The 18524-nt window shown below is 45.1% G+C and carries 18 protein-coding genes; 3 read left to right on the top strand and 15 right to left on the bottom strand.

Features of this window, described 5'->3' with window-relative positions; all coding sequences use genetic code 11:
- Positions 1-30 precede the first annotated feature (30 nt).
- The 11 genes from L0659_RS11585 to apaG all read right to left on the bottom strand — a co-directional run bounded on the left by L0659_RS11585 (position 31) and on the right by apaG (position 11277).
- A complete protein-coding gene (locus L0659_RS11585; protein WP_235126156.1) occupies positions 31-948 on the bottom strand; it encodes an MlaD family protein in 918 nt (305 codons plus the stop codon).
- 95 nt (positions 949-1043) lie between these two features.
- Positions 1044-1808, bottom strand: coding sequence for an ABC transporter ATP-binding protein (locus L0659_RS11590; protein WP_235126157.1), 765 nt, complete (start codon positions 1806-1808; stop codon positions 1044-1046).
- A 1-nt stretch (position 1809) separates the two neighbouring features.
- Complete coding sequence (locus L0659_RS11595) at positions 1810-2598, bottom strand: ABC transporter permease (RefSeq protein WP_233796077.1); 789 nt, start codon at positions 2596-2598, stop codon at positions 1810-1812.
- A gap of 48 nt (positions 2599-2646) precedes the next feature.
- Positions 2647-3429 carry an EcsC family protein gene (locus L0659_RS11600; RefSeq protein ID WP_235126158.1) on the bottom strand — a complete coding sequence of 261 codons (783 nt, stop codon included), beginning with the start codon at positions 3427-3429 and terminating at the stop codon, positions 2647-2649.
- A 127-nt stretch (positions 3430-3556) separates the two neighbouring features.
- Entirely contained in the window at positions 3557-4615 is a 1059-nt protein-coding gene (locus tag L0659_RS11605; RefSeq protein WP_235126160.1) for an endonuclease/exonuclease/phosphatase family protein, read from the bottom strand.
- A gap of 87 nt (positions 4616-4702) precedes the next feature.
- Positions 4703-6748 carry a T9SS type A sorting domain-containing protein gene (locus L0659_RS11610; RefSeq protein ID WP_235126161.1) on the bottom strand — a complete coding sequence of 682 codons (2046 nt, stop codon included), beginning with the start codon at positions 6746-6748 and terminating at the stop codon, positions 4703-4705.
- A gap of 76 nt (positions 6749-6824) precedes the next feature.
- The gene (locus tag L0659_RS11615; RefSeq protein WP_235126162.1) at positions 6825-7802 is read right to left on the bottom strand and encodes a glycoside hydrolase family 43 protein; all 978 of its coding nucleotides are present in this window, start codon (positions 7800-7802) and stop codon (positions 6825-6827) included.
- A 53-nt stretch (positions 7803-7855) separates the two neighbouring features.
- Positions 7856-9001, bottom strand: a complete 1146-nt coding sequence (locus tag L0659_RS11620) for a hypothetical protein (RefSeq protein ID WP_235126163.1) — start codon at positions 8999-9001, stop codon at positions 7856-7858.
- The gene (locus L0659_RS11625; RefSeq protein ID WP_235126164.1) at positions 8998-9969 is read right to left on the bottom strand and encodes a DUF2157 domain-containing protein; all 972 of its coding nucleotides are present in this window, start codon (positions 9967-9969) and stop codon (positions 8998-9000) included. The genes L0659_RS11620 and L0659_RS11625 overlap by 4 nt, the downstream gene beginning before the upstream one ends.
- Before the next feature lie 101 nt (positions 9970-10070).
- A complete protein-coding gene (locus tag L0659_RS11630; protein WP_235126165.1) occupies positions 10071-10847 on the bottom strand; it encodes an O-methyltransferase in 777 nt (258 codons plus the stop codon).
- Between the two features lie 43 nt (positions 10848-10890).
- Positions 10891-11277, bottom strand: coding sequence for a Co2+/Mg2+ efflux protein ApaG (gene apaG / locus L0659_RS11635; RefSeq protein WP_026630324.1), 387 nt, complete (start codon positions 11275-11277; stop codon positions 10891-10893).
- Positions 11278-11427: 150 nt separating this feature from the next.
- Between apaG and ung the strand changes: the two genes are divergently transcribed.
- On the top strand, positions 11428-12093 hold the full coding sequence (gene ung, locus L0659_RS11640; protein ID WP_235126166.1) for a uracil-DNA glycosylase: 666 nt from the start codon (positions 11428-11430) through the stop codon (positions 12091-12093).
- Positions 12094-12158: 65 nt separating this feature from the next.
- On the opposite strand, the gene L0659_RS11645 is transcribed toward ung, so the two are convergent.
- Positions 12159-12563, bottom strand: coding sequence for a Dabb family protein (locus L0659_RS11645; protein ID WP_235126167.1), 405 nt, complete (start codon positions 12561-12563; stop codon positions 12159-12161).
- Between the two features lie 349 nt (positions 12564-12912).
- On the opposite strand from L0659_RS11645, the gene L0659_RS11650 reads away from it, so the two are divergent.
- Positions 12913-13944 (top strand): zinc dependent phospholipase C family protein, encoded by a 1032-nt coding sequence (locus tag L0659_RS11650; protein WP_235126168.1) that lies wholly within the window; start codon positions 12913-12915, stop codon positions 13942-13944.
- On the opposite strand, the gene L0659_RS11655 is transcribed toward L0659_RS11650, so the two are convergent.
- The 3 genes from L0659_RS11655 to ald form a co-directional block, all read right to left on the bottom strand.
- Positions 13941-14459, bottom strand: coding sequence for a DinB family protein (locus L0659_RS11655; RefSeq protein WP_235126170.1), 519 nt, complete (start codon positions 14457-14459; stop codon positions 13941-13943). The genes L0659_RS11650 and L0659_RS11655 overlap by 4 nt on opposite strands.
- Positions 14460-14521: 62 nt before the next feature.
- Positions 14522-16300, bottom strand: a complete 1779-nt coding sequence (locus L0659_RS11660; protein WP_235126171.1) for a DEAD/DEAH box helicase — start codon at positions 16298-16300, stop codon at positions 14522-14524.
- A 461-nt stretch (positions 16301-16761) separates the two neighbouring features.
- Positions 16762-17877, bottom strand: coding sequence for an alanine dehydrogenase (gene ald, locus L0659_RS11665; protein WP_235126172.1), 1116 nt, complete (start codon positions 17875-17877; stop codon positions 16762-16764).
- Between the two features lie 183 nt (positions 17878-18060).
- Between ald and L0659_RS11670 the strand changes: the two genes are divergently transcribed.
- Entirely contained in the window at positions 18061-18522 is a 462-nt protein-coding gene (locus L0659_RS11670; RefSeq protein WP_235126173.1) for an Lrp/AsnC family transcriptional regulator, read from the top strand.
- Positions 18523-18524 lie beyond the last annotated feature (2 nt).

Here is an 18524-nt window from a genome sequence, read left to right on the forward strand (position 1 = left end):
GAAATATCTGTACAAAAATATAAAAATTATTTATTGACCTACTGAATCTTTTACCGCCTCTTTTTCAGGTTGTTTTGCTTCCTCCTTCGCTTTTTTCTTAAAATACCTGCGGAATAGGAAATTCGATCTGAGCGCCTGCATATTTTCATCAAGCTTTTCTGTACTGCTTTCCAGGTTCTGCAATGTTCCTTTCAGATTGGTCGCAGTAGCCTCGTCGTGTAGCAGCACGCCTAGCGGGCTTGTCCTGTTTGAGTTCAGGTTTTCGCTGGCCGTTTTCAGATTGTCGACCATTCCGTTGGCAGAAGTTACTGTTTCATTCAGTCTGCCAATAGTGGTTCTCAAATCCCGCATGATGACTGTGTCTGTTGCGAAATCATTGGCCAAGCCGCCTTTTTGGTTTAATTTTTCTGTAAACCCGGATAAGGAAGCAGTCATAGTCTGTGCATTTACCGAAGCTTTTTTCAGGGCGGCAAGCGTTTGATCCACATCATTATATAGTCGCTCATCGTTCAAAAGCATTCCTACCGTTCCTTTTCCTTCAAGGATATTTTTGCTGATCGTTTTAAAAGCGCTCGTGATGCCCAGCAGGTTTTTGTTGTTTTCAGACAACACCGCCAGCATTTCCTCCGTGCTTTCCATTTTCTCCACTACGAGCTCGTCACCATCTTCAATCGAAGGCACTTTCTGTGTTCCGCCGTAAATGACAATGATCTTATTACCGATCAGCCCATCCGTGCTGACCTTTGCTTTGGCATTCTTACGGACAAATTCCTGTGACTTTTCCTCAATGTGCAGGATCACCTCCACTTTGGAATTAGACAAAAAGCGGATGGTTTTCACCGTCCCGATCTTCACCCCGGAATACCAGACATTGTTGCCTTGTTTCAATCCGTTCACGTCATCGAACAACGTTTTTACGGAGATGGTCGAAGAAAATACTTTCTTCATACTTCCGATTGTCAGAATCCCTACTATGAAGATAATTAAGCCTATTATAACAAAAAGTCCGACTGTTATGGAGCGTTTTCTGGCTGATGTTTCCATTATTGAATAAAATTATAATCGTAAAAACTCTTGATTCTTTCTTCGTCTGTGGCAAATACTTCTTCAAATGTGCCCTGTCTCAGGAACTTGCCGTCGAGCAACATCGCGATCCGGTCGCCGGTTTCTCTGGCGCAGGTCAGGTCGTGGGTAATGATGATGGAGCTGGTGTGGTATTTTTCTTTCACTTCATTGATGAGCTCATTAATTTCGAGGCAGGTTATGGGGTCAAGTCCAGCCGTAGGCTCATCGTAAAGCATGATTTCCGGTTTGAGAATAAGCGTCCGGGCAATCCCGATCCGCTTCCGTTGCCCGCCGGATAATTCCGAAGGAACCTGGTTAATGGTCTGCAAAAGGCCGACAGCATCCAACACATATTCCACCTGCTCGTTAATTTCTGCCTTCGAAAGATTCTTCACGTGCCTTACCAGCGGAAATTCCAGGTTTTCCCGCACCGTCATACTATCGTACAATGCGCTGTTCTGGAATGAAAAGCCGATTTTCAGACGAATGTCCGTCAGCTCTTTCTGGTTCAGTTCGGCCACTTCCCTGCCGAGCATATTACACATTCCGCTATCCTGCTTTAATAACCCAGCTATGATCTTGATCAAAACCGACTTACCAGTTCCGGACCGGCCAAGAACTACGACATTCTCGCCTTTATCCACTCTCAAATTGACTCCCTGAAGCACGTGCAGATCACCAAATGATTTGTAAAGATCTTTGATCTCAATGACCGGTTCTTCGTTTGGATTGATTTCTGCCATTTTATATTCTGAAATAATTCGATACCTGAACAATGATGACCTCCTCAATGAAGATCAGGAACATGGAGATTACAACCGCTGAATTTGCAGCCTTACCCACGCCTTCCGTTCCCTTGCTCGCATTGTAACCCTGGTAACAACCCACAATTCCGATTGTGAAGCCGTAAGCAATCGCTTTTACGAGCGACGTTCCTACATCCAGGAAGGTGATCTGTTCAAAAGCATTTTCAAAAAACGCCCTGAAACTCGTTCCCTCGTTCAATGTAACGTTCAGGAACGCACCCATAAGCGCTACGCCCGTACAATAAAACATCAGGATTGGAATCGTGATCGTGGATGCGAGCACGCGGGTTACGACCAAAAATTTGAAAGGGTTAACAGCCGAAACCTCCATAGCGTCGATCTGCTCGGTCACGCGCATGGAACCCAGCTCGGCGCCAATGCTGGACCCAACCTTTCCTGCACTGATCAATGCTGTAACCAATGCGGCCAGGGCACGCACAATGGCGATCGCAACCAGTGACGGCAGCCAGGAAACAGCGCCGAATTCGGCCAGTGACGGGCGGGATTGCTTGGTAAATACCATCCCGGTAATGAAGCCTGTAAGCCCGATCAGCAACAATGATTTATTGCCGATCGCGTAACATTGTTTGACCAGTTCCTGAAATTCCATCCGGCCGCGAAAGGCTTCCCGGAAAAAACGCAGGAAAAACATGTAACCATTGTAAACTGCCAGTAAAGCCGAATCCAGGCCTTTTGTATAAACTTTTTCCTTTTGATTGGCGCTCATTCAATTTTTATGCAAAGTGGATCAAAGGGTAACTCTTATTGGTATACTTTATTGATTGTGAGCCGGTGACGGCAATTGTTCTTGTCTTTTAGCAGCCTGCAATGTCCGCTCCTCAAACCAGCGCATACGATATGCATTCATGGCCGTTTTGCCTAGCTGGTTTAGAAGCCTGTAATTTACAATGACCCCCACAGCGGCTCCGATCCCCGGAATAAGCTGCGCCATTTTGGCCAGGTCAATGTAGTCCCTGTATTCCTGCTGAAATGTTTTCCAGTCAAACTGGTGAATGTCGGTAGGCAGTTCCTGGCTCTTTTCCTGCCATTGGATGATCTGCTCGAACACTTTCTGGCGTTGTTTCTGGCTGGAAAATGTCAGTTGAAATATATGCAGTATAAAAAGCCGTTCCCGGTAGTCTTCTGCGGAATGTCCGTATAATGCGGAAATTTCAAACAGCAATTTCATCTTAATGGCGATCAGGATCGGAAATTCAGCTAATGCGAGTACAAACCCGCCTGCACCGATAATGCCGCCTTCTGCCGCTCCGGCTTTTTTGTAAAATTCAATGCGTTTGATGACTTCCCTTTCAATTTCTTCCAGCGAAGTCTTTGGTGCCGGAAGCGATGTGGTAAATTCTGCGCCCGTGAGCACGGCCCGCGTCATTTGCTTAATTGTGGAAGTAATTACAGCGTGGACCCTATCCGGAATAATATCATTGATTTTGTCCTGCACCGCTTTTGATGTCCGATCTACCAGATTTGGCCGCTTTTGCATCTTTTGCTGCCATTTATGCAATTCAGGCGTTATTGTCTCCTCATATGTCTGATAATGCATATTTCAACAAAGATTAAAGTGGGATAGAAGGGAATTGTACTTTTTGTAATCTTGATGTAGCGTTACAAAAATCATTCCAATCCTGGCAGAATAGGATTTTACCCACTCCCGCATGGGCGACCACCGCTCAAGTAGGCTTATTAATCTTCTCTTCGGCAAGCTCTTTTTCCTCCTGATCTGCTTCTGGCTCTTCCTGCTGGAGATCCGCGATTGCTTCATACTGCAATGCAATGAGGATGGGGAAATGATCTGAATTGAAGTTTTCAAGCCTTTTCAGGTGCAGTAACTTAAAATCCGTGGAGCAAAAAACGTGATCGAGCGGGAATCTGAGGAAAGGATATTTGGCATGAAACGTATTGAAAAAACCTCTTCCACGCCGCGGGTCCAGCAATCCACTGATCTTGGTAAATAAATTCGTAGTATACGACCAGGCGACGTCATTAAGGTCCCCCACGACTATGACCGGGTCCTTTTTGCCTTTTACTTCCTTGGCCACCAGCAGCAATTCCTTGTCGCGCTCGGTGGAATACATGTTTTCGCCCGGAACTGGCGGGGTAGGGTGTACGCAGTAAAGCTGGACCAGTTTTCCGGACGGAAGTTTTACCTGGGTCTTAATGGACGGGATCTCTTCATCAACAAGATATTGGACTTTCGGACCTACCAGTTCCAGTTTGGAATATAGCAGCATACCATAGGTATTTTCCAAAGGCACGAGCACCTGATGGGGATATTTTTCTTTCAATTCCTGCGTTCCATCGTTCCAGAACTGATCCGTTTCCAGCAAAAGGATGAGATCGGGGTCGTATCTTTTCAACATGGCGATGCATCCGGCAGTATTTCTGTTGTCCTGAAAAACATTGGATGAGATGATGCTGATCTGGTTTTCCTGATCCTGATTGGATACTTTGAGAAGTGCTTTTTTGGCCAGAAATGTGAACGGAAAAATCTGGTACATCAAATAAACCGCATTTGCACTGATAACAGCGGTAAAAATTTTTTCAAAATTGCCGCGGATCTGGAATAGCGAAACGTAGAGGATAACGATCAGCAGGTTAAGGAACAGTTTCTGAATCCTGGGATATTCAAAAACCCGAAATGCCCAGAAGTCGTTGCGAATGAGCGGGATAATGGAAAACAAGACGATGATAACGCCAAGGATTTCCAGTGCGTATTTTAAAGAGTGCATTTGTGGGTGCAAAAAATTTTTCTAAATATCGTTTTTAATTTCCCACAAACAAATTGTTGTGCCTGCAACACCCATTTCCTGGCCAGGCTAATGTACGAGCACTTTTTTAGACCAAGTCTTGTCTCCGGCCTTCAGTCTGATAAAATAATAACCCGCCGCATTTTCAGGAATTCGGATAAATGCTTCATTCCTGTGCAAGATCCGCGCTTCGCTCATTGACTGGCCATTGACATTCAACATTGACAATGTTCCCTCAACCGGCTTTTTCATCTGAACGGTCACCTGTTCGCCTTTGCGGGCAGGGTTAGGAAACACCGTAAACATGATTTCTGCATTCTTTTCAACGCCTGTAACAACCGATTTTTCAATATCTGCATAACCGTAATCCGCTGATTCAGAAGATTTGCTTATACCTTTTAACCTGAAATAAGCTTTTTGGGCGTCGGACGAATTTTTATCAACGTAAACATCAGTAGCGCTGTCCAGCCGTGCGATCATTTTGTAATCAGGCTCGCCTTCGAGCTTTCTTTCCAGCACATATTCAGAAACTGCATCCACTGTTTTCCAGGTAAGTTTTACACCGCCATCGGCTTGCAATGCTGCGGCCAACTCAGGCGTAGCGAGGCTTTCCCCAATGGGCACTCTGAAGAAAGTAAATGCGCGCATGCCCAAAGTATTTTTAATAAAAGGGCCATTTAGCGGATAGTAAGGGCCTTTTTCTGGCGTATACATGGGCATAAGATCCATGGTGGTCGCCTGCTGGGGAGCTCTTAGTTCCAGAATGATGCGATTGCCGTCGGCTTTTCCAGAAGCAACAGACCCGGATTCACCATTGAAATAGAAAAAATCCTTCATGTCCAGGGTAACCTGGCCATTGGGCTTGTAGGGTTCGGGATATAGAAGATCCTGGCCTTCATCGAAGACCAAAACCACTTGCTTTTTCTCTGCTGTTTTATAAAATATCTTCTGAATGTTTGGCGAGTTAATGTTGGCCGTGTCTTTTAACCCATAAAAATCCCGGGCTATTAACCTGGATAATTCCTGGCCACCCTGCTTATTCCCTTCTCTTCCATAATGCAGTCCGTCGAATTCCAGCGTGCCCACCGTTGCCAGGGAGCGAAGTTCGGGGTAAATGCCCGGCAGCCTGCGCTGGTAATCCCTCACCTCTGCACCCACAGAGGAAGCAAAATAGATCACGTCGATCTGGAATACGTAAATTTTTGACAGGTCAGGCAGGTCTTTTTTTAAGTTGCTGCGAAGCACGGCGAAGTTTTCGGGCCAGTTTCCGCCTTCGTGGTAAGCTTCTGTTTCGCCCTGGCGAAAAATATATGCTTTGACAGAGTTGGCTAAGCCGCCTTTTTGGAGTCGGTAAAGCATTCGCCCGTAACCATTGTTAAGGTCAGCCGGGTTGCTCTCGGTTCTTTGTGCATGTGCGAAAGCCGAGGACCAGTGAAAGCCTCCATTAATGAGGCAGTTAGGGACACCGGATTGCAGGATCAGCTGTTTCTGGATTTCCAGTCCCATGGTTCCCACACCATAATCATAATGATGCTGATTGGAAAACGCCCATAGGGTGTCTGCCTGATCATAGGTGCCTGTGTTGAGATTGGTCGTTATTTTGCCAAAGGTGCGGGAAAAAGTGCTGGTGTCTGTTTCAGTAAAAAAACCGGTTGAATTAGACTGTCCGGAAAGCACATACACATCGCCGCTGACGACATTCTTTCTTTCTACAACCAATGTGGAGTCGTTGGCTTTGCAGAGGAATATTTTGAAATGATAATTGGCAAGTTCGGCCTTAATTTTCGCTTCAATGGAAAAGGATCCAAAGCCTTTGTCATATTTGAGATCGCTCCGCAGGTATTTTTGCAAGGCGTCATTTCTGAAAACCTGCACAGAAACATAACTATAACCAGCAGTTTCTGTAAAGCCTGAGATCGGGATCGCAGCTTCGCTTTGGGCATTGCGGGGATATAGCTGTAAATCCTGTGGAAGTTTGCTGAAAACAACGGAAGAGAAGCGTTGCGCCCATACAATGTTGCCTGATAATGAGGTTACAGCAAGAAATAGAAGGAACTGGAATTTAAAAAGAGAAAGTGGTCTCAGAATTCTTTGAGGCAGAACATTCAATTTCACAGGCAACTGACTTTTTATTGGTAATAAGCAAATATAGTCAGTTGCGCTGTGGATTAGTAACTTAAAGTCGATTTAATCATTTCAAATTAACAGGGCCGACGCCTTCTTTGGTGATTTTGACAGGGTTAATTTCACCTTTATCATTGAATGTCATCACATCAATGCAGGTTTCACGGTGGTTACCGTCGGTTTCCGTTAATGGCCGCCTGTGGTAAACGATGTAATATTGCTCGGTTCCGGGAATCTGAATAACAGAATGATGCCCTGCTCCGGTTGCGACTTTGGGATCCTGCTGTAATATTTTACCAACCCTTTTGAAAGGCCCGAAAGGAGAGTCGGCAACGGCGTAGGCAACGGAATAGTTAGGGCCTGTCCAGCCGCCTTCCGACCACATGAAGTAATATTTTCCATTTCTGATGAACATGAATGGGCCTTCTACATAGTTTTCGGGGGTGATTTCACGGAAAATCGTGCCGTCTTCAAAAGGGATGAAGCCTGTGAAATCCTTGTTGAGCTTCGCTACATTGCAATGCTTCCAGCCGCCGTAAAACAAATAATGCTGACCGTCTTTGTCTTTGAATACAAACTGATCGATAGGTTGCGCACCATTGTGGAATTTGTCGATCAGCGGTTTTCCCAAATGATCTTTGAAAGGACCTTCCGGACTGTCTGAAACCGCAACGCCGATCCCGCCTTTTTCCTGATCATTCTGAATGTCGTTGGCACCGAAAAAGAGGTAATATTTCTTGTCTTTTTCAATGATAGAAGGCGCCCAGACTGCCCGTTTAGCCCATTTTATGGCTGCCGTATCAAGGATAGCAGGATGTTTTTTCCAGGTGATCATATCCTCGGATGAAAAAGCATCGAAGAAAACCTGCTTTTCGTAAGGAGCTGAGAATGTGGGGTAGATGTAAAACTTTTTGTTTAAGATAATCCCCTCGGGATCAGCATACCATCCTGGAAATACAGGGTTGCCGGCGGTTCTTTGAATGGTTTGAGCGAAAACGCTGACGCTGCATAAAAGCAGTGCAATGGATAAAATAGTAGTTTTCATTTTTTAGGACTAAGCAAGAAAAGAATCGGGCTAAGTTCTGAATTTTTGCCCAATTAATAGGTCTCTCCCGCGCCGCCGCCGCCAAAATTTCCATCGCCAAATTCCACATTCCCGTCGTCACCAGGCGTTTGCCCAAGGTGTTGCGCTACCAAAATCGCTTCCAGATTCCCCAGCCTGCGCTTTCCTTCCTGTTCATCCGACAATCCGTGTTTGGGCGTGTGCAGATATTTGATCATTGCTGCGGAAAGGATGATCATGGCGATTCCGGCCATTACCAATTCTTGCGCAGGTGTAAACGGACTAAAATAATGCTTGTAAGTGTAAACGGATAATGCGAAGGCGAGTAGGCCGGTAATGAGCAGAATCCGGTCGTGTCGCTTTAATCCGAAAAATATATAAGCAATAGGAATGCCGAGTGTAAGGAAATAAAATACCGGGGCGAAAGGGATTTGCGGCGCAAAAGGAAGATTCAGGTCATTCAGCAAAGCGTTGCCTTCTCTGACAACCAGATAGTTGCCGCCCAGATAAAATGTTGCCAACGACAAAATTTCGATCAATTTTCGGCAATCGTAGTAATATGTGCTTTTGATTTGTCTCACAACCATATAAACCAATGCTGAGAGGATCATCACCGCGAAAGGAAGAATTGCTTTACCAATCGGAAATTTCATCATGATATCGCCTAACATTAAAATGAGCACGAGGAAAGAGCCCGCCGCAGCTAATAAATCTGCATAACGAAGCGTCGCCGCAAAGGAAACAGCAATGGAAAGCATGCAGTATTGCCAAACTTGCATATCAGGAAAAAATGATAGGATAGGGATGGCCGCCGCGCCCATGGCAGCATAAAGCAGTGCATTGTCGGTCCCGGAATGATATAAGCCCCTGCTTTTGATCAGAAATTCGAGGAAGAAAATGAAGCCTGTCATGCAAAAAAGGCTGATAATGGAAATATTTTGCTGACCACCGTCACCAATAATAAACATTGAAATGAATCCGGAAGCAAAAGAGCAGGCGATGAGTGTAAAAATAAAAAGCCCGATTTTCACGAAAATACCTGGCCGGTAAAAATGCTGTGGAAATGCTTTTTCAACCTGTTCGAGCTGCTCTTTTGTAAGCAGTTTTTTAGCTGACCAATGTTCCGCTTTGTTCAGAATGTGCAGATTTTCTATCCAGGTTTCGTTGTAGGCCTTTTTCATTTTTTGATCCCCAGGAATTTTTTAAAGTGAAGCAGAAAATAGACGACGCCTATGCTCGTAAATGTGAAATAAAAAGTGCCAAAGACAACGGATGCATCTGCTGAAACGATGTTAGAGAAAATGAGATGCGTGATGATAATGTAGCCATAAACCACGCCCATCAGCAGAAAAATTAATGATTGGGTGAGGCGTGCGCGCTGAACGAAAAATGCAGAAAGGGTAAGTCCCAAAAGCATGTAAATGAATTCTGCCCGGTCGCTGAAAATTCCGGTCATTGCAGCCAGTACCGCCAGATTGCCCCCCAGAAATATGTAGGTGAATGCGAAATGTGGTTTAATGTTCTTTTTTTCAGAAGCCCAGCCAACGACGCACAGGATCGAGCCAAGAATCACGGCGGTTGCAAGTAACCGGCTGTCTGTAAAATCATTCTGAGAAAGCACAGCGAGCGGCGCCACAGTAAGTCCAAGCCAGGATGCAAGCCCTGTTATGGCCAGTGAAAGCGCGCCTTTGTGATCAAAACGATAAGCACAGAAAAAGAAAATAAGTGTCGGGATAATGATCGCAAGCCCGTAACGTGTTCCAAAAATGTTGTATTGAAATTGCAGATAGCCTTCGAGGATCAGGAACGTGGTGCATCCCAGCAGTAGAACGTAATCCGCGAGTTTCCTGGGATTGTTTACCTTTTGGTGGCTGTAAGGAAGCGCATGTTTATAAGTGTAATAAAAACACCAGGCGGTAAAAGCGGCAATTAGGGCGATAATTACCTGATGCCCAATGGTATCAATATTTTCATAAATAATAACCCCGATGCCGGAGCTGAAAAGAACGATTCCCAGATAAAGGATCGAGCGCAGCTCCCAATGTAGTGAAAACGCCTTTTTTTTCTCGTAATCGGCTATGATCGAAGCTTGTTCGTCGGATATAACGGCCCTGTCGACAAAGGCTTTCAAGATGGTTTGTGTGTTCATTCCGTGAAAAAGGATGGGTAGTGCCGGCAATAATAAGAAGATTGCTTACAAGATCATTGCTTATTTATTCAGCGGAGCAGGTGGTTTATGCTGTAGTTTTATTAAAATCTCAGTATAAAATCCTCCTTAACCTGCTCCTGCCTGAAAAAAACCAGCCCAATCCAGAACAAGTCCACTGTTATTGTTACCCGAGGATGTTTCTTAATAAATTCCCAGGCCTGTGTCATTTCATCTGACCAGTAAATGTCGTCGAAAATAAAGACGGAATCATTGTGCATATAAGGAAGGCAATCCTCAAAATATCGGACCGTTGGCTCATAACGGTGATTCGCGTCGAAATAGGCGAAATCCAGGGTTGGATTGAGCTTTTTTAATGTTTCCGGCAATGTTTGGTCAATGTTTCCGAGAATGATATCGATGTTTTCAGCATCCAGTTTTGCAAAATTTTGTTGCGCAACTTCTGCCGTAGCCGGACAGCCTTCGAAAGTCAGGATCTTCGCATCCGGCTTGGCTTTTGATAAATATAATGTTGTTAAACCAAGCGAGGTGCCCAGTTCAAGGATTGTTTTTGGCTGAAATCTTTGCACGAGGCGGTTGAAAAGCTTCCCGAATTTTTCGGGCTTTTCGGCATTCTTCGCAATGGTACCAATTTTTCGGAGGTTGGATTTATTCACGCGGGAGCCCGCACCGAGATCCAGAATGTTGATCTGCTCTCGGGATGCCAGCAGTTCTTTACGCAATTTTTTCAAAGCAGCATAATCCGGATTCTGATCCTTTTTAGCCGCAATAACCTGCGTGTAAAGTTCAAAAAGAAAAGGCGAGTGAATGGAATGCTCGTTACCGGAGCGGAGCAAATACTTTAAATAGGCAGCAATCAATGGTAAGATATTTAGTAAACCGAAACCGCAATCGGGCCGGTTATCAGTTCATTCTGTAAGGTGCGATCAGTGAAAATGCAGGAATGATCACGCGGAACTGGCGGCCGTCGAGCACACGTTCCATCAAATACGTTCCGGCCATTTTGCCGAGGTCTGTCCGCAGGTTGCATCCCGATACATAATCATGCACATCCCCCGGTTCCAGGATCGGTTGCAGTCCCACGATCCCGGCCCCTTCCACTTCGCGTACGGTTCCGTTTGCATCGTAAATGAGCCAGTGCCTTCTTAAAAGTTTGACGGTGTGCTCGCTGTGATTTTCAATCAGGATCTTATATGTAAATACAAAATGATCTTGTCCCGGGTTGGAATAATCGGGTTGATACTCAGTTAATACGGTGACTTTCACACCATCTGTCACTTTGGATACCATATGGATGAGGGTGTTTGGGCGTTTTGCGTTGTATGGGGAAGCAGCCGGAGCTGTATTTGCATTACTTCTGCTAAAACGAAAATAACAATCAATTACTGATAAAACCAAAACAAAATAATATAATTTGGGTTTGGAATTAAAAACGATGAGATGGACGTAAAAATAGAGGAATCGTGGAAAAAGAGGCTGGAACCTGAGTTTGCAAAACCGTATTTCACTGAGGTCGTGAACTTTGTAAAACAGGAATACAGCACAAAACAGATCTTTCCGCCTGCTAAACAAATCTTTAATGCATTCAATTATTGCAGCTTTGACGACTGCAAAGTGGTGATACTCGGCCAGGATCCTTACCACGGTTTCGGACAGGCCAACGGACTTTGTTTTTCGGTGAATGACGGGGTTCGTATCCCGCCTTCGCTGGTCAATATTTTCAAGGAGATCAACAGTGACCTCGGCAAGCCCGTTCCCAATTCCGGTAATCTGGAAAGGTGGGCGAAACAAGGCGTATTGCTCCTGAATGCCACATTAACAGTGGAAAGCGGAAAAGCCGGGTCGCACCAGAACAAAGGCTGGGAACGCTTCACCGATGCCGTCATTAAATGTGTGTCCGATGAAAAAAAGCATGTGGTTTTTATGCTTTGGGGGCGCTATGCACAGGATAAAGGCAGCATTATAAAAGCGGCCGACCATTATGTGCTGAAATCAAAACACCCGTCGCCTATGTCTGCAAACGGGGGAGGTTGGTTTGGCAATGCGCATTTCAGCAAAACAAATGCATATCTGCAAAGCCAGGGCTTGGAGCCGATCAATTGGTAGGAACGAAAAAAAGAGCCGGGATACCCGACTCTTTTTAAGATTTTCACTCCTATTACTATCTTCAATTACTTTTCAATGTTGGAATTCATTTCCAATACATTGTCCCAATTTCCTTCATTAGCCTTCACAAATTGTTTGCGGTCGGCATTGGCGGCATATTGTGCTGCGCCTTCTTTGGTTCTGAATGTCAGGTAATGGATCACATCAAACTGCTCTTCGCTTCCTGCCAGTTTCTGAACGTGTCCTGCTGAGTAAGCAACAACATCCTTCACCGCATTTTTCATAGAAGCAAAATCGCGTAAGTGTTTTTCAACATCTTCGTTAGTTGTTCCAGGCTTGAACTTGATACAAACAACGCGCTGTATTTCAGCTGGTTTGTGTGGAACATACGCGCCGTAAATCACAAGCATAAACACGCATAATGCAAAAACGGGTATTAAATATCCTAATGTTTTATTTCTGGTTTTCATTATTTCAAAATCTAATAATCATTCTAAATTTTCTTGATACCTTGATACAAAGATAAAGCAATAATCAATAATTGTATTATTTATATATAAAATATAACTTCTTTGGATTTTAGATTGATTAGCAAAACGAATGCTATCCCAATCTCCTGAATGCAGAATTTTCTTTGGAGCCTATCACTACCGTAAGATTTGCGGTTGTTACAAATTCAGATGTAACTGAGGTTACTTTCCGGTCAATTTTGAAGAATGGTAATGATCGTCATACTCTAAAAGCTTCGCTGCGTTACTATTTTTTGCAAAAACCGTATAAAGAGGTTACAGGGGCTAAAAATGCCCTTCAAAACTTTATATGGAAGCAAAATCTGGTGGTAAAAAAGTTTTTTTAGAAAAAAATGCCTTTTGGCGAAGAATCCGGCTGAAAATCGGCTTGGGGACACTTACTTTTCTCTTGTTGATCTCTGCTAAACCGCATTGGGGATTCTGGGCGCATAAGCGGATCAATCGTCTGGCCGTGTTCCGACTGCCGCCGGAAATGCAGGTGTTTTATAAAAAGAACATTGATTTTATAACAGAAAATGCCGTCAACCCCGATCGCCGGAGATACGCCGTGGTAGGAGAGGCCGAGCGGCATTACATTGATCTGGATGTTTATGGCGACAGCGCTTTCAAAATCTTGCCCAAATTCTGGAACGAGGCGGTGAAGCGCGTGGGTGAGGATAGTTTGCGCAAGCATGGCATTGTTCCCTGGTACATTCAAACCGGCGCATATCAACTGACTGAGGCGTTCAAGGAAAAAGATGCGCGCAGGATCCTAAGAATATCAGCCGACTTGGGACATTACATTGCGGATGCCCACGTGCCTTTGCACACAACCCGGAATTATAACGGACAACTCACCGGTCAGGAAGGAATTCATGGCTTCTGGGAATCGAGGCTGCCGGAGTTATTTGCTGAAAATTACGACCTATGGGTCGGCAAGGCAATATATCAGGACAATGTCGCCAATGCGGCCTGGCAAACCGTGGCCGACTCGCATGCTGCCACAGATTCGGTTTTTTTGTTTGAGAAGCAGCTTAGTGCTTCGTTTGCTGCTGACAAAAAGTTTAGCTACGAACTTCGCAACAATGTCCTTACCCGAACCTATTCACTTGAATTCTCAACCCGATATCATGAAATGCTCAACCGGCAAGTCGAGCGGCGCATGAAAGCTTCTGTAAAAATGGTGGCCGATATCTGGTTCACGTGCTGGATCAATGCCGGGCAGCCGGACCTGGGCACATTGAAAGATTCTTCTCCGGAAGCAGACAAGCAGGACCAGCAGACCGAAAGCCAGTCATGGATCAGACGTCTGTTGCATATCCGGCCGGAAAGTGAAGATTAACGGTTTGATTTCAAAATGCGGGCGGTTACCAGCAGCTGGCCCGTATGCCTTTGCGTGTGTTCGGCGGCGTGAAAAAGCAAACCCAGGTGTGTGGACGGCAACATGGCCCGACCTACATAACGGATATGTGTAAGCGTTTCTTTATCAGTATGTTTAAGCTGAACCAATGCGATTTGAATTTGCTTGTTAAATGTGTCCAGCAATTCGGTCAAAGCTGATTCTGTTGGTAATGGCTGACCTTCGGATTTCAGGTATGCAAGCTGATTTTCACTTAAAGATTCTGCCCTGGCGTAAGTGAAAAGGCGGTCGAGCACTCCGGTAAGGTGTTGTAAATGAAAGCCAACGGAAGCCACATCAGCCGGGCGTTCCCATAACGATGCAACAGGAAAATCGCTGAGCCCTGCATTGATTTCTTCCTGGGCCTGCATGAGTGCGTGGGCCACGGGTTGCAGATAATCGGAGATCTCAGGAAGCGGACCTCTGAGCCAGACTTCGGGTTTTGGGTGAATTTGCATCGCGAAAAGTAACAAAAAAAGGGACTTTGTTACAAGTCCCTTTTTCCATCTGTTGCTATAAATTATTTAGCGATATCAATTTGTACCGGCTTTCCTTTAATGGTGTTGCCATCCATCGCACGCAAAACCGCACGGGCATCACGCTCAGGAACGTCTACAAATGTGAATTTGTCATAAATGTCAATTGCTCCGATCGTTTTACCAGGAATGTTCGCTTCGCCTGCAATGGCTCCTACGATATCTTTTGGTAGAATGTGATCCTTACGGCCTAGGCTCAGGAACAAACGAGTCATGCCTGCTTCCGGTGTTGCAGAACGTTTTGATTCGTCGCGGCTGCCTTCAAATCTTGGACGTGATTCACCACGAGCTGCGGGTGCATAACGGTCATTTCCGCGTGGAGCGCTTTCTCTGCGATCTCCAAAACGGCCACCGCTCGATGGGCGACGCTCAAACCTGTCACTGCTGCCGCCTTCTCTGCGTCCGTCGCGTTCGCCGCGTCTTTCTTCCCAAGCCAGGTTAGCATCTGCATATTCGTTCTTCTGAACGCCCATGATCTGCTTAGCCATAGCGCCTACAACCTGCTCGGTAGAGTAACCTGCGTGGTGCAACATTTCCAACACATCGCCAAAAAGCTCCTGATCGTCGCCTTCTTTGATAGATGCAGAAATGCTTTCAACGAAACGTGCCTTACGCACACCTACGATATCTTCGTAAGAAGGAATTACTCCTTTTTCAATTTTTACTTTGGTAAAGCCTTCAATGGTTTTCAAACGATATTTTTCATCGCGGGCAACCAGTGAGAATGCTTTTCCGGACAATCCGGCACGACCAGTACGGCCGATACGGTGTACGTAATATTCTTCGTCCAATGGAATGTCAAAGTTGATCACACCATCCAGTCCGCTTACGTCGATTCCGCGTGCTGCAACGTCCGTAGCCACAAGAATGGTTGTTACACCCGCCTTGAACTTGCTCATTACATTGCTACGCTGCTGCTGGCGCAAATCGCCGTGGATTCCTTCCGAAGCATAACCTCTCAATTGAAGATCTTCAACGATTTCATCCACTTTTCTTTTGGTATTACAAAAAACAAGCAGTGATTTCAAATGGTGCATGTCGATCAGGCGCGTCATTACTTCAACTTTCGCCTGTGGCTTCACTTCAAAGTAAACTTGCTCAATGTTCACGTTAGTCAACTCATTACGAACCACTTTGATCAAAATAGGATCAGTCTGGAAACGTTTTGTGATCGACATGATCGGCTTGGACATTGTTGCTGAGAACAAGATCGTCTGACGGTCAGATGGCATATCGGCCAGAATGCTTTCGATGTCCTCGCGGAAACCCATGTCAAGCATTTCATCTGCTTCGTCAAGCACCATCATGCGCACTTCGTCAAATTTCAAAGTTTTGCGTTCCATATGGTCCATTACACGCCCAGGCGTTCCTACAACAATATGAACGCCTTTTTTAAGCGAGCGGATCTGACGATCGATAGAATCGCCACCGTAGATTGCTTCAATTCTAAGTCCTTTTACATATTTAGCCAAACGGCCAATTTCTTCGGAAACCTGCACCGCCAATTCGCGGGTAGGGCAAAGCACAAGTGCCTGAACGGCATTATTAGATACGTCAATTCTTTCCAATACGGGAATACCAAACGCTGCCGTTTTTCCGGTTCCTGTTTGTGCTTGTCCGATCACGTCAGATCCCTGCATTACTGCGGGAATTCCTTGTGCCTGTATGGGTGAGGGTTTAGTAAAACCCATTTCAGTAAGGGCTTTAAGGATGTTTTCTGAGAGGCCAAGCTCTTCGAAAGTTTCGAAATTTTCAGTAGTCATTATATTTATTTTTGTATTAATTCTTGGGTAAATAAAAGATAGTCAAATTGTTACGGTTATTTGAATGCTGCTCCGGATCGCCGTAACAGAAAACGTATCGTAGGTCAACAGGCTCGATGGGTTGAAGCCAGAAACAATAAAATTGTCCCATAACCAAAAACTCAAAGCCAAATTTTAAACTAATTCAAAAGGGGATTGCGCAAAGCCCACCACAAACCATCCGTGGGGTCCTGCATGAGAACGGTGTGAGCCAACCGGGCGAATTTTAAGGTTGGTAGCGAATCTAAAAGTGCTAAACCGTGTAAGAAGCAGAGAGACGAACGGATGTTCGTTCAAATTTTATGCAAAAGTAAGGAAATGTTTCGAAATAACAATGCTGGCGTCAAAATAATTGTAATATTTCGGGAAACGAAAAAACCTGACCGGCTTTTCAGCCAGCCAGGTCATATTAGCTAGGTTTGTTATTGAAATACTTCTTTCACATCGGTGTACGGAAGGTTCCAGGCATCGGAAACACCTTTGAAAACCACTTTTCCATTCACCACATTCAATCCTTTACGCAGCTCTTCATTTGTTGAGCAGGCACTTTTCCAGCCATTATTGGCAAGATGCAGCGCATAAGGCAATGTTGCATTGGTCAAAGCGAGGGTAGATGTGTAAGGCACTGCGCCGGGCATGTTGGCCACACAATAATGTACGACGCCGTCAACTTCATAGATCGGATCTTCGTGGGTTGTTGCTTTGGATGTTTCAAAACATCCGCCCTGGTCGATGGCCACATCCACCATCACCGTGCCGGGCTTCATCAATTTAAGCATATCACGTGTAATCAGCGACGGCGCTTTGGCGCCCGGGATCAGCACGCCACCAATGATCAGGTTAGTGCTTTTGATCAGCTCACGAATGTTGTATTCGTTGGACATCACCGTGTCCACATTCGCAGGCATAATGTCTTCCAGATATCTTAACCGAGGCAAACTAATGTCAACGATTGTTACATTGGCACCCAGGCCGGCGGCCATTTTTGCAGCCTGAGTTCCTACGATCCCGCCACCTAATACGAGCACATTAGCAGGCTTAACGCCCGCAACGCCGCCGAGAAGGATCCCAAAACCGCCCATTGGTTTTTCCAGATATTTGGCGCCTTCCTGAATGGCCATTCTGCCCGCAACTTCGCTCATAGGAACGAGCAATGGCAGACTTCTGTCTGTCTTTTCAACCGTTTCGTAGGCCAGACAAACGGCTTTTCGCTCGATCATGGCATGCGTTAATGGTTCGGAAGAAGCAAAGTGGAAGTATGTAAACAGCAATTGGTTTTCTTTAATGAGTCCGTATTCGCTGGCGATCGGCTCTTTTACTTTGATGATCATTTCGGCGATGGCGTAAACTTCCTCAATGGTTGGAAGGATCACTGCACCGGCTTCTGCATATAGTTCGTCGCTGAAACCGCTGCCTTTGCCTGCTTCTGCCTGCACATATATAGTATGTCCGTGCTTGCGAAATTCTGTTACTCCGGCGGGCGTTACGGCAACGCGGTTTTCATTATTTTTGATTTCTTTGGGAACACCAATGATCATTGGATAGTCAGTTTGTGATGTGTAGGAATTTTAATTTTCGAAGTTGACAAAAGTACTTTTTGTAGAAAAAAGATGCTATGTCTTCCCGTAAGGACAGGAAAAAAAACTATTTTTGGTCATATATGTAAAAAAATATTCGGCATACATTCTTCTTAATATTAAACAGCCGATAAAAAATACTTTATGCAGCCCGATCTCACAGACCGTAAAATAATGGAATTGCTGCAAGCGGATTCCCAGCTGACAATCAAGGAGATAGCGAGCAGGATCAATTTGTCGGTGACGCCGGTCCACGAACGCATCCGGAAATTGGAAAAAGAGGGAATTATTGATAAATATGTTTGCCTGCTTAACCGCCGCAAACTGGGAAAAGCGCTGGTCGTTTATTGCAATATTACATTGGATAAACAGCGAAAAGAAAGCTTTGAAGATTTCAATCAGGCCATTGTGAAAATGAGCGAAGTGCTGGAATGTTCGGTTGTTTCGGGGAACTTCGATTATATGTTGAAAGTGATCGTGGAAGATGCCGAAGCTTACAATCAATTTTACCAGCACAAACTTTCTGCCCTTAAAAGTGTGTTACACATCAGCAGTTATTTCGTAATTTCCGAAATCAAGTACACAACGGGAATCTCGGTGGTGTAAGT

It is taken from the genome of Dyadobacter sp. CY347, assembly GCF_021502655.1.
In the GTDB taxonomy this organism is placed as follows: domain Bacteria; phylum Bacteroidota; class Bacteroidia; order Cytophagales; family Spirosomataceae; genus Dyadobacter.

Bases quoted from the DNA above. Each gene is read 5' to 3' on its own strand.
- apaG (WP_026630324.1), bottom strand. From the start codon at position 11,277: ATGGTATCCAAAGTGACAGATGGTGTGAAAGTCACCGTATTAACTGAG.
- L0659_RS11655 (WP_235126170.1), bottom strand. From the start codon at position 14,459: ATGCAAATTCACCCAAAACCCGAAGTCTGGCTCAGAGGTCCGCTTCCT.
- L0659_RS11645 (WP_235126167.1), bottom strand. From the start codon at position 12,563: ATGAAAACCAGAAATAAAACATTAGGATATTTAATACCCGTTTTTGCA.
- L0659_RS11670 (WP_235126173.1), top strand. From the start codon at position 18,061: ATGCAGCCCGATCTCACAGACCGTAAAATAATGGAATTGCTGCAAGCG.
- L0659_RS11620 (WP_235126163.1), bottom strand. From the start codon at position 9,001: ATGAAAAAGGCCTACAACGAAACCTGGATAGAAAATCTGCACATTCTG.
- L0659_RS11605 (WP_235126160.1), bottom strand. From the start codon at position 4,615: ATGCACTCTTTAAAATACGCACTGGAAATCCTTGGCGTTATCATCGTC.
- L0659_RS11660 (WP_235126171.1), bottom strand. From the start codon at position 16,300: ATGACTACTGAAAATTTCGAAACTTTCGAAGAGCTTGGCCTCTCAGAA.
- L0659_RS11600 (WP_235126158.1), bottom strand. From the start codon at position 3,429: ATGCATTATCAGACATATGAGGAGACAATAACGCCTGAATTGCATAAA.
- L0659_RS11650 (WP_235126168.1), top strand. From the start codon at position 12,913: ATGGAAGCAAAATCTGGTGGTAAAAAAGTTTTTTTAGAAAAAAATGCC.
- L0659_RS11615 (WP_235126162.1), bottom strand. From the start codon at position 7,802: ATGAAAACTACTATTTTATCCATTGCACTGCTTTTATGCAGCGTCAGC.
- L0659_RS11585 (WP_235126156.1), bottom strand. From the start codon at position 948: ATGAAGAAAGTATTTTCTTCGACCATCTCCGTAAAAACGTTGTTCGAT.
- L0659_RS11590 (WP_235126157.1), bottom strand. From the start codon at position 1,808: ATGGCAGAAATCAATCCAAACGAAGAACCGGTCATTGAGATCAAAGAT.
- ung (WP_235126166.1), top strand. From the start codon at position 11,428: ATGGACGTAAAAATAGAGGAATCGTGGAAAAAGAGGCTGGAACCTGAG.
- ald (WP_235126172.1), bottom strand. From the start codon at position 17,877: ATGATCATTGGTGTTCCCAAAGAAATCAAAAATAATGAAAACCGCGTT.
- L0659_RS11625 (WP_235126164.1), bottom strand. From the start codon at position 9,969: ATGAACACACAAACCATCTTGAAAGCCTTTGTCGACAGGGCCGTTATA.
- L0659_RS11595 (WP_233796077.1), bottom strand. From the start codon at position 2,598: ATGAGCGCCAATCAAAAGGAAAAAGTTTATACAAAAGGCCTGGATTCG.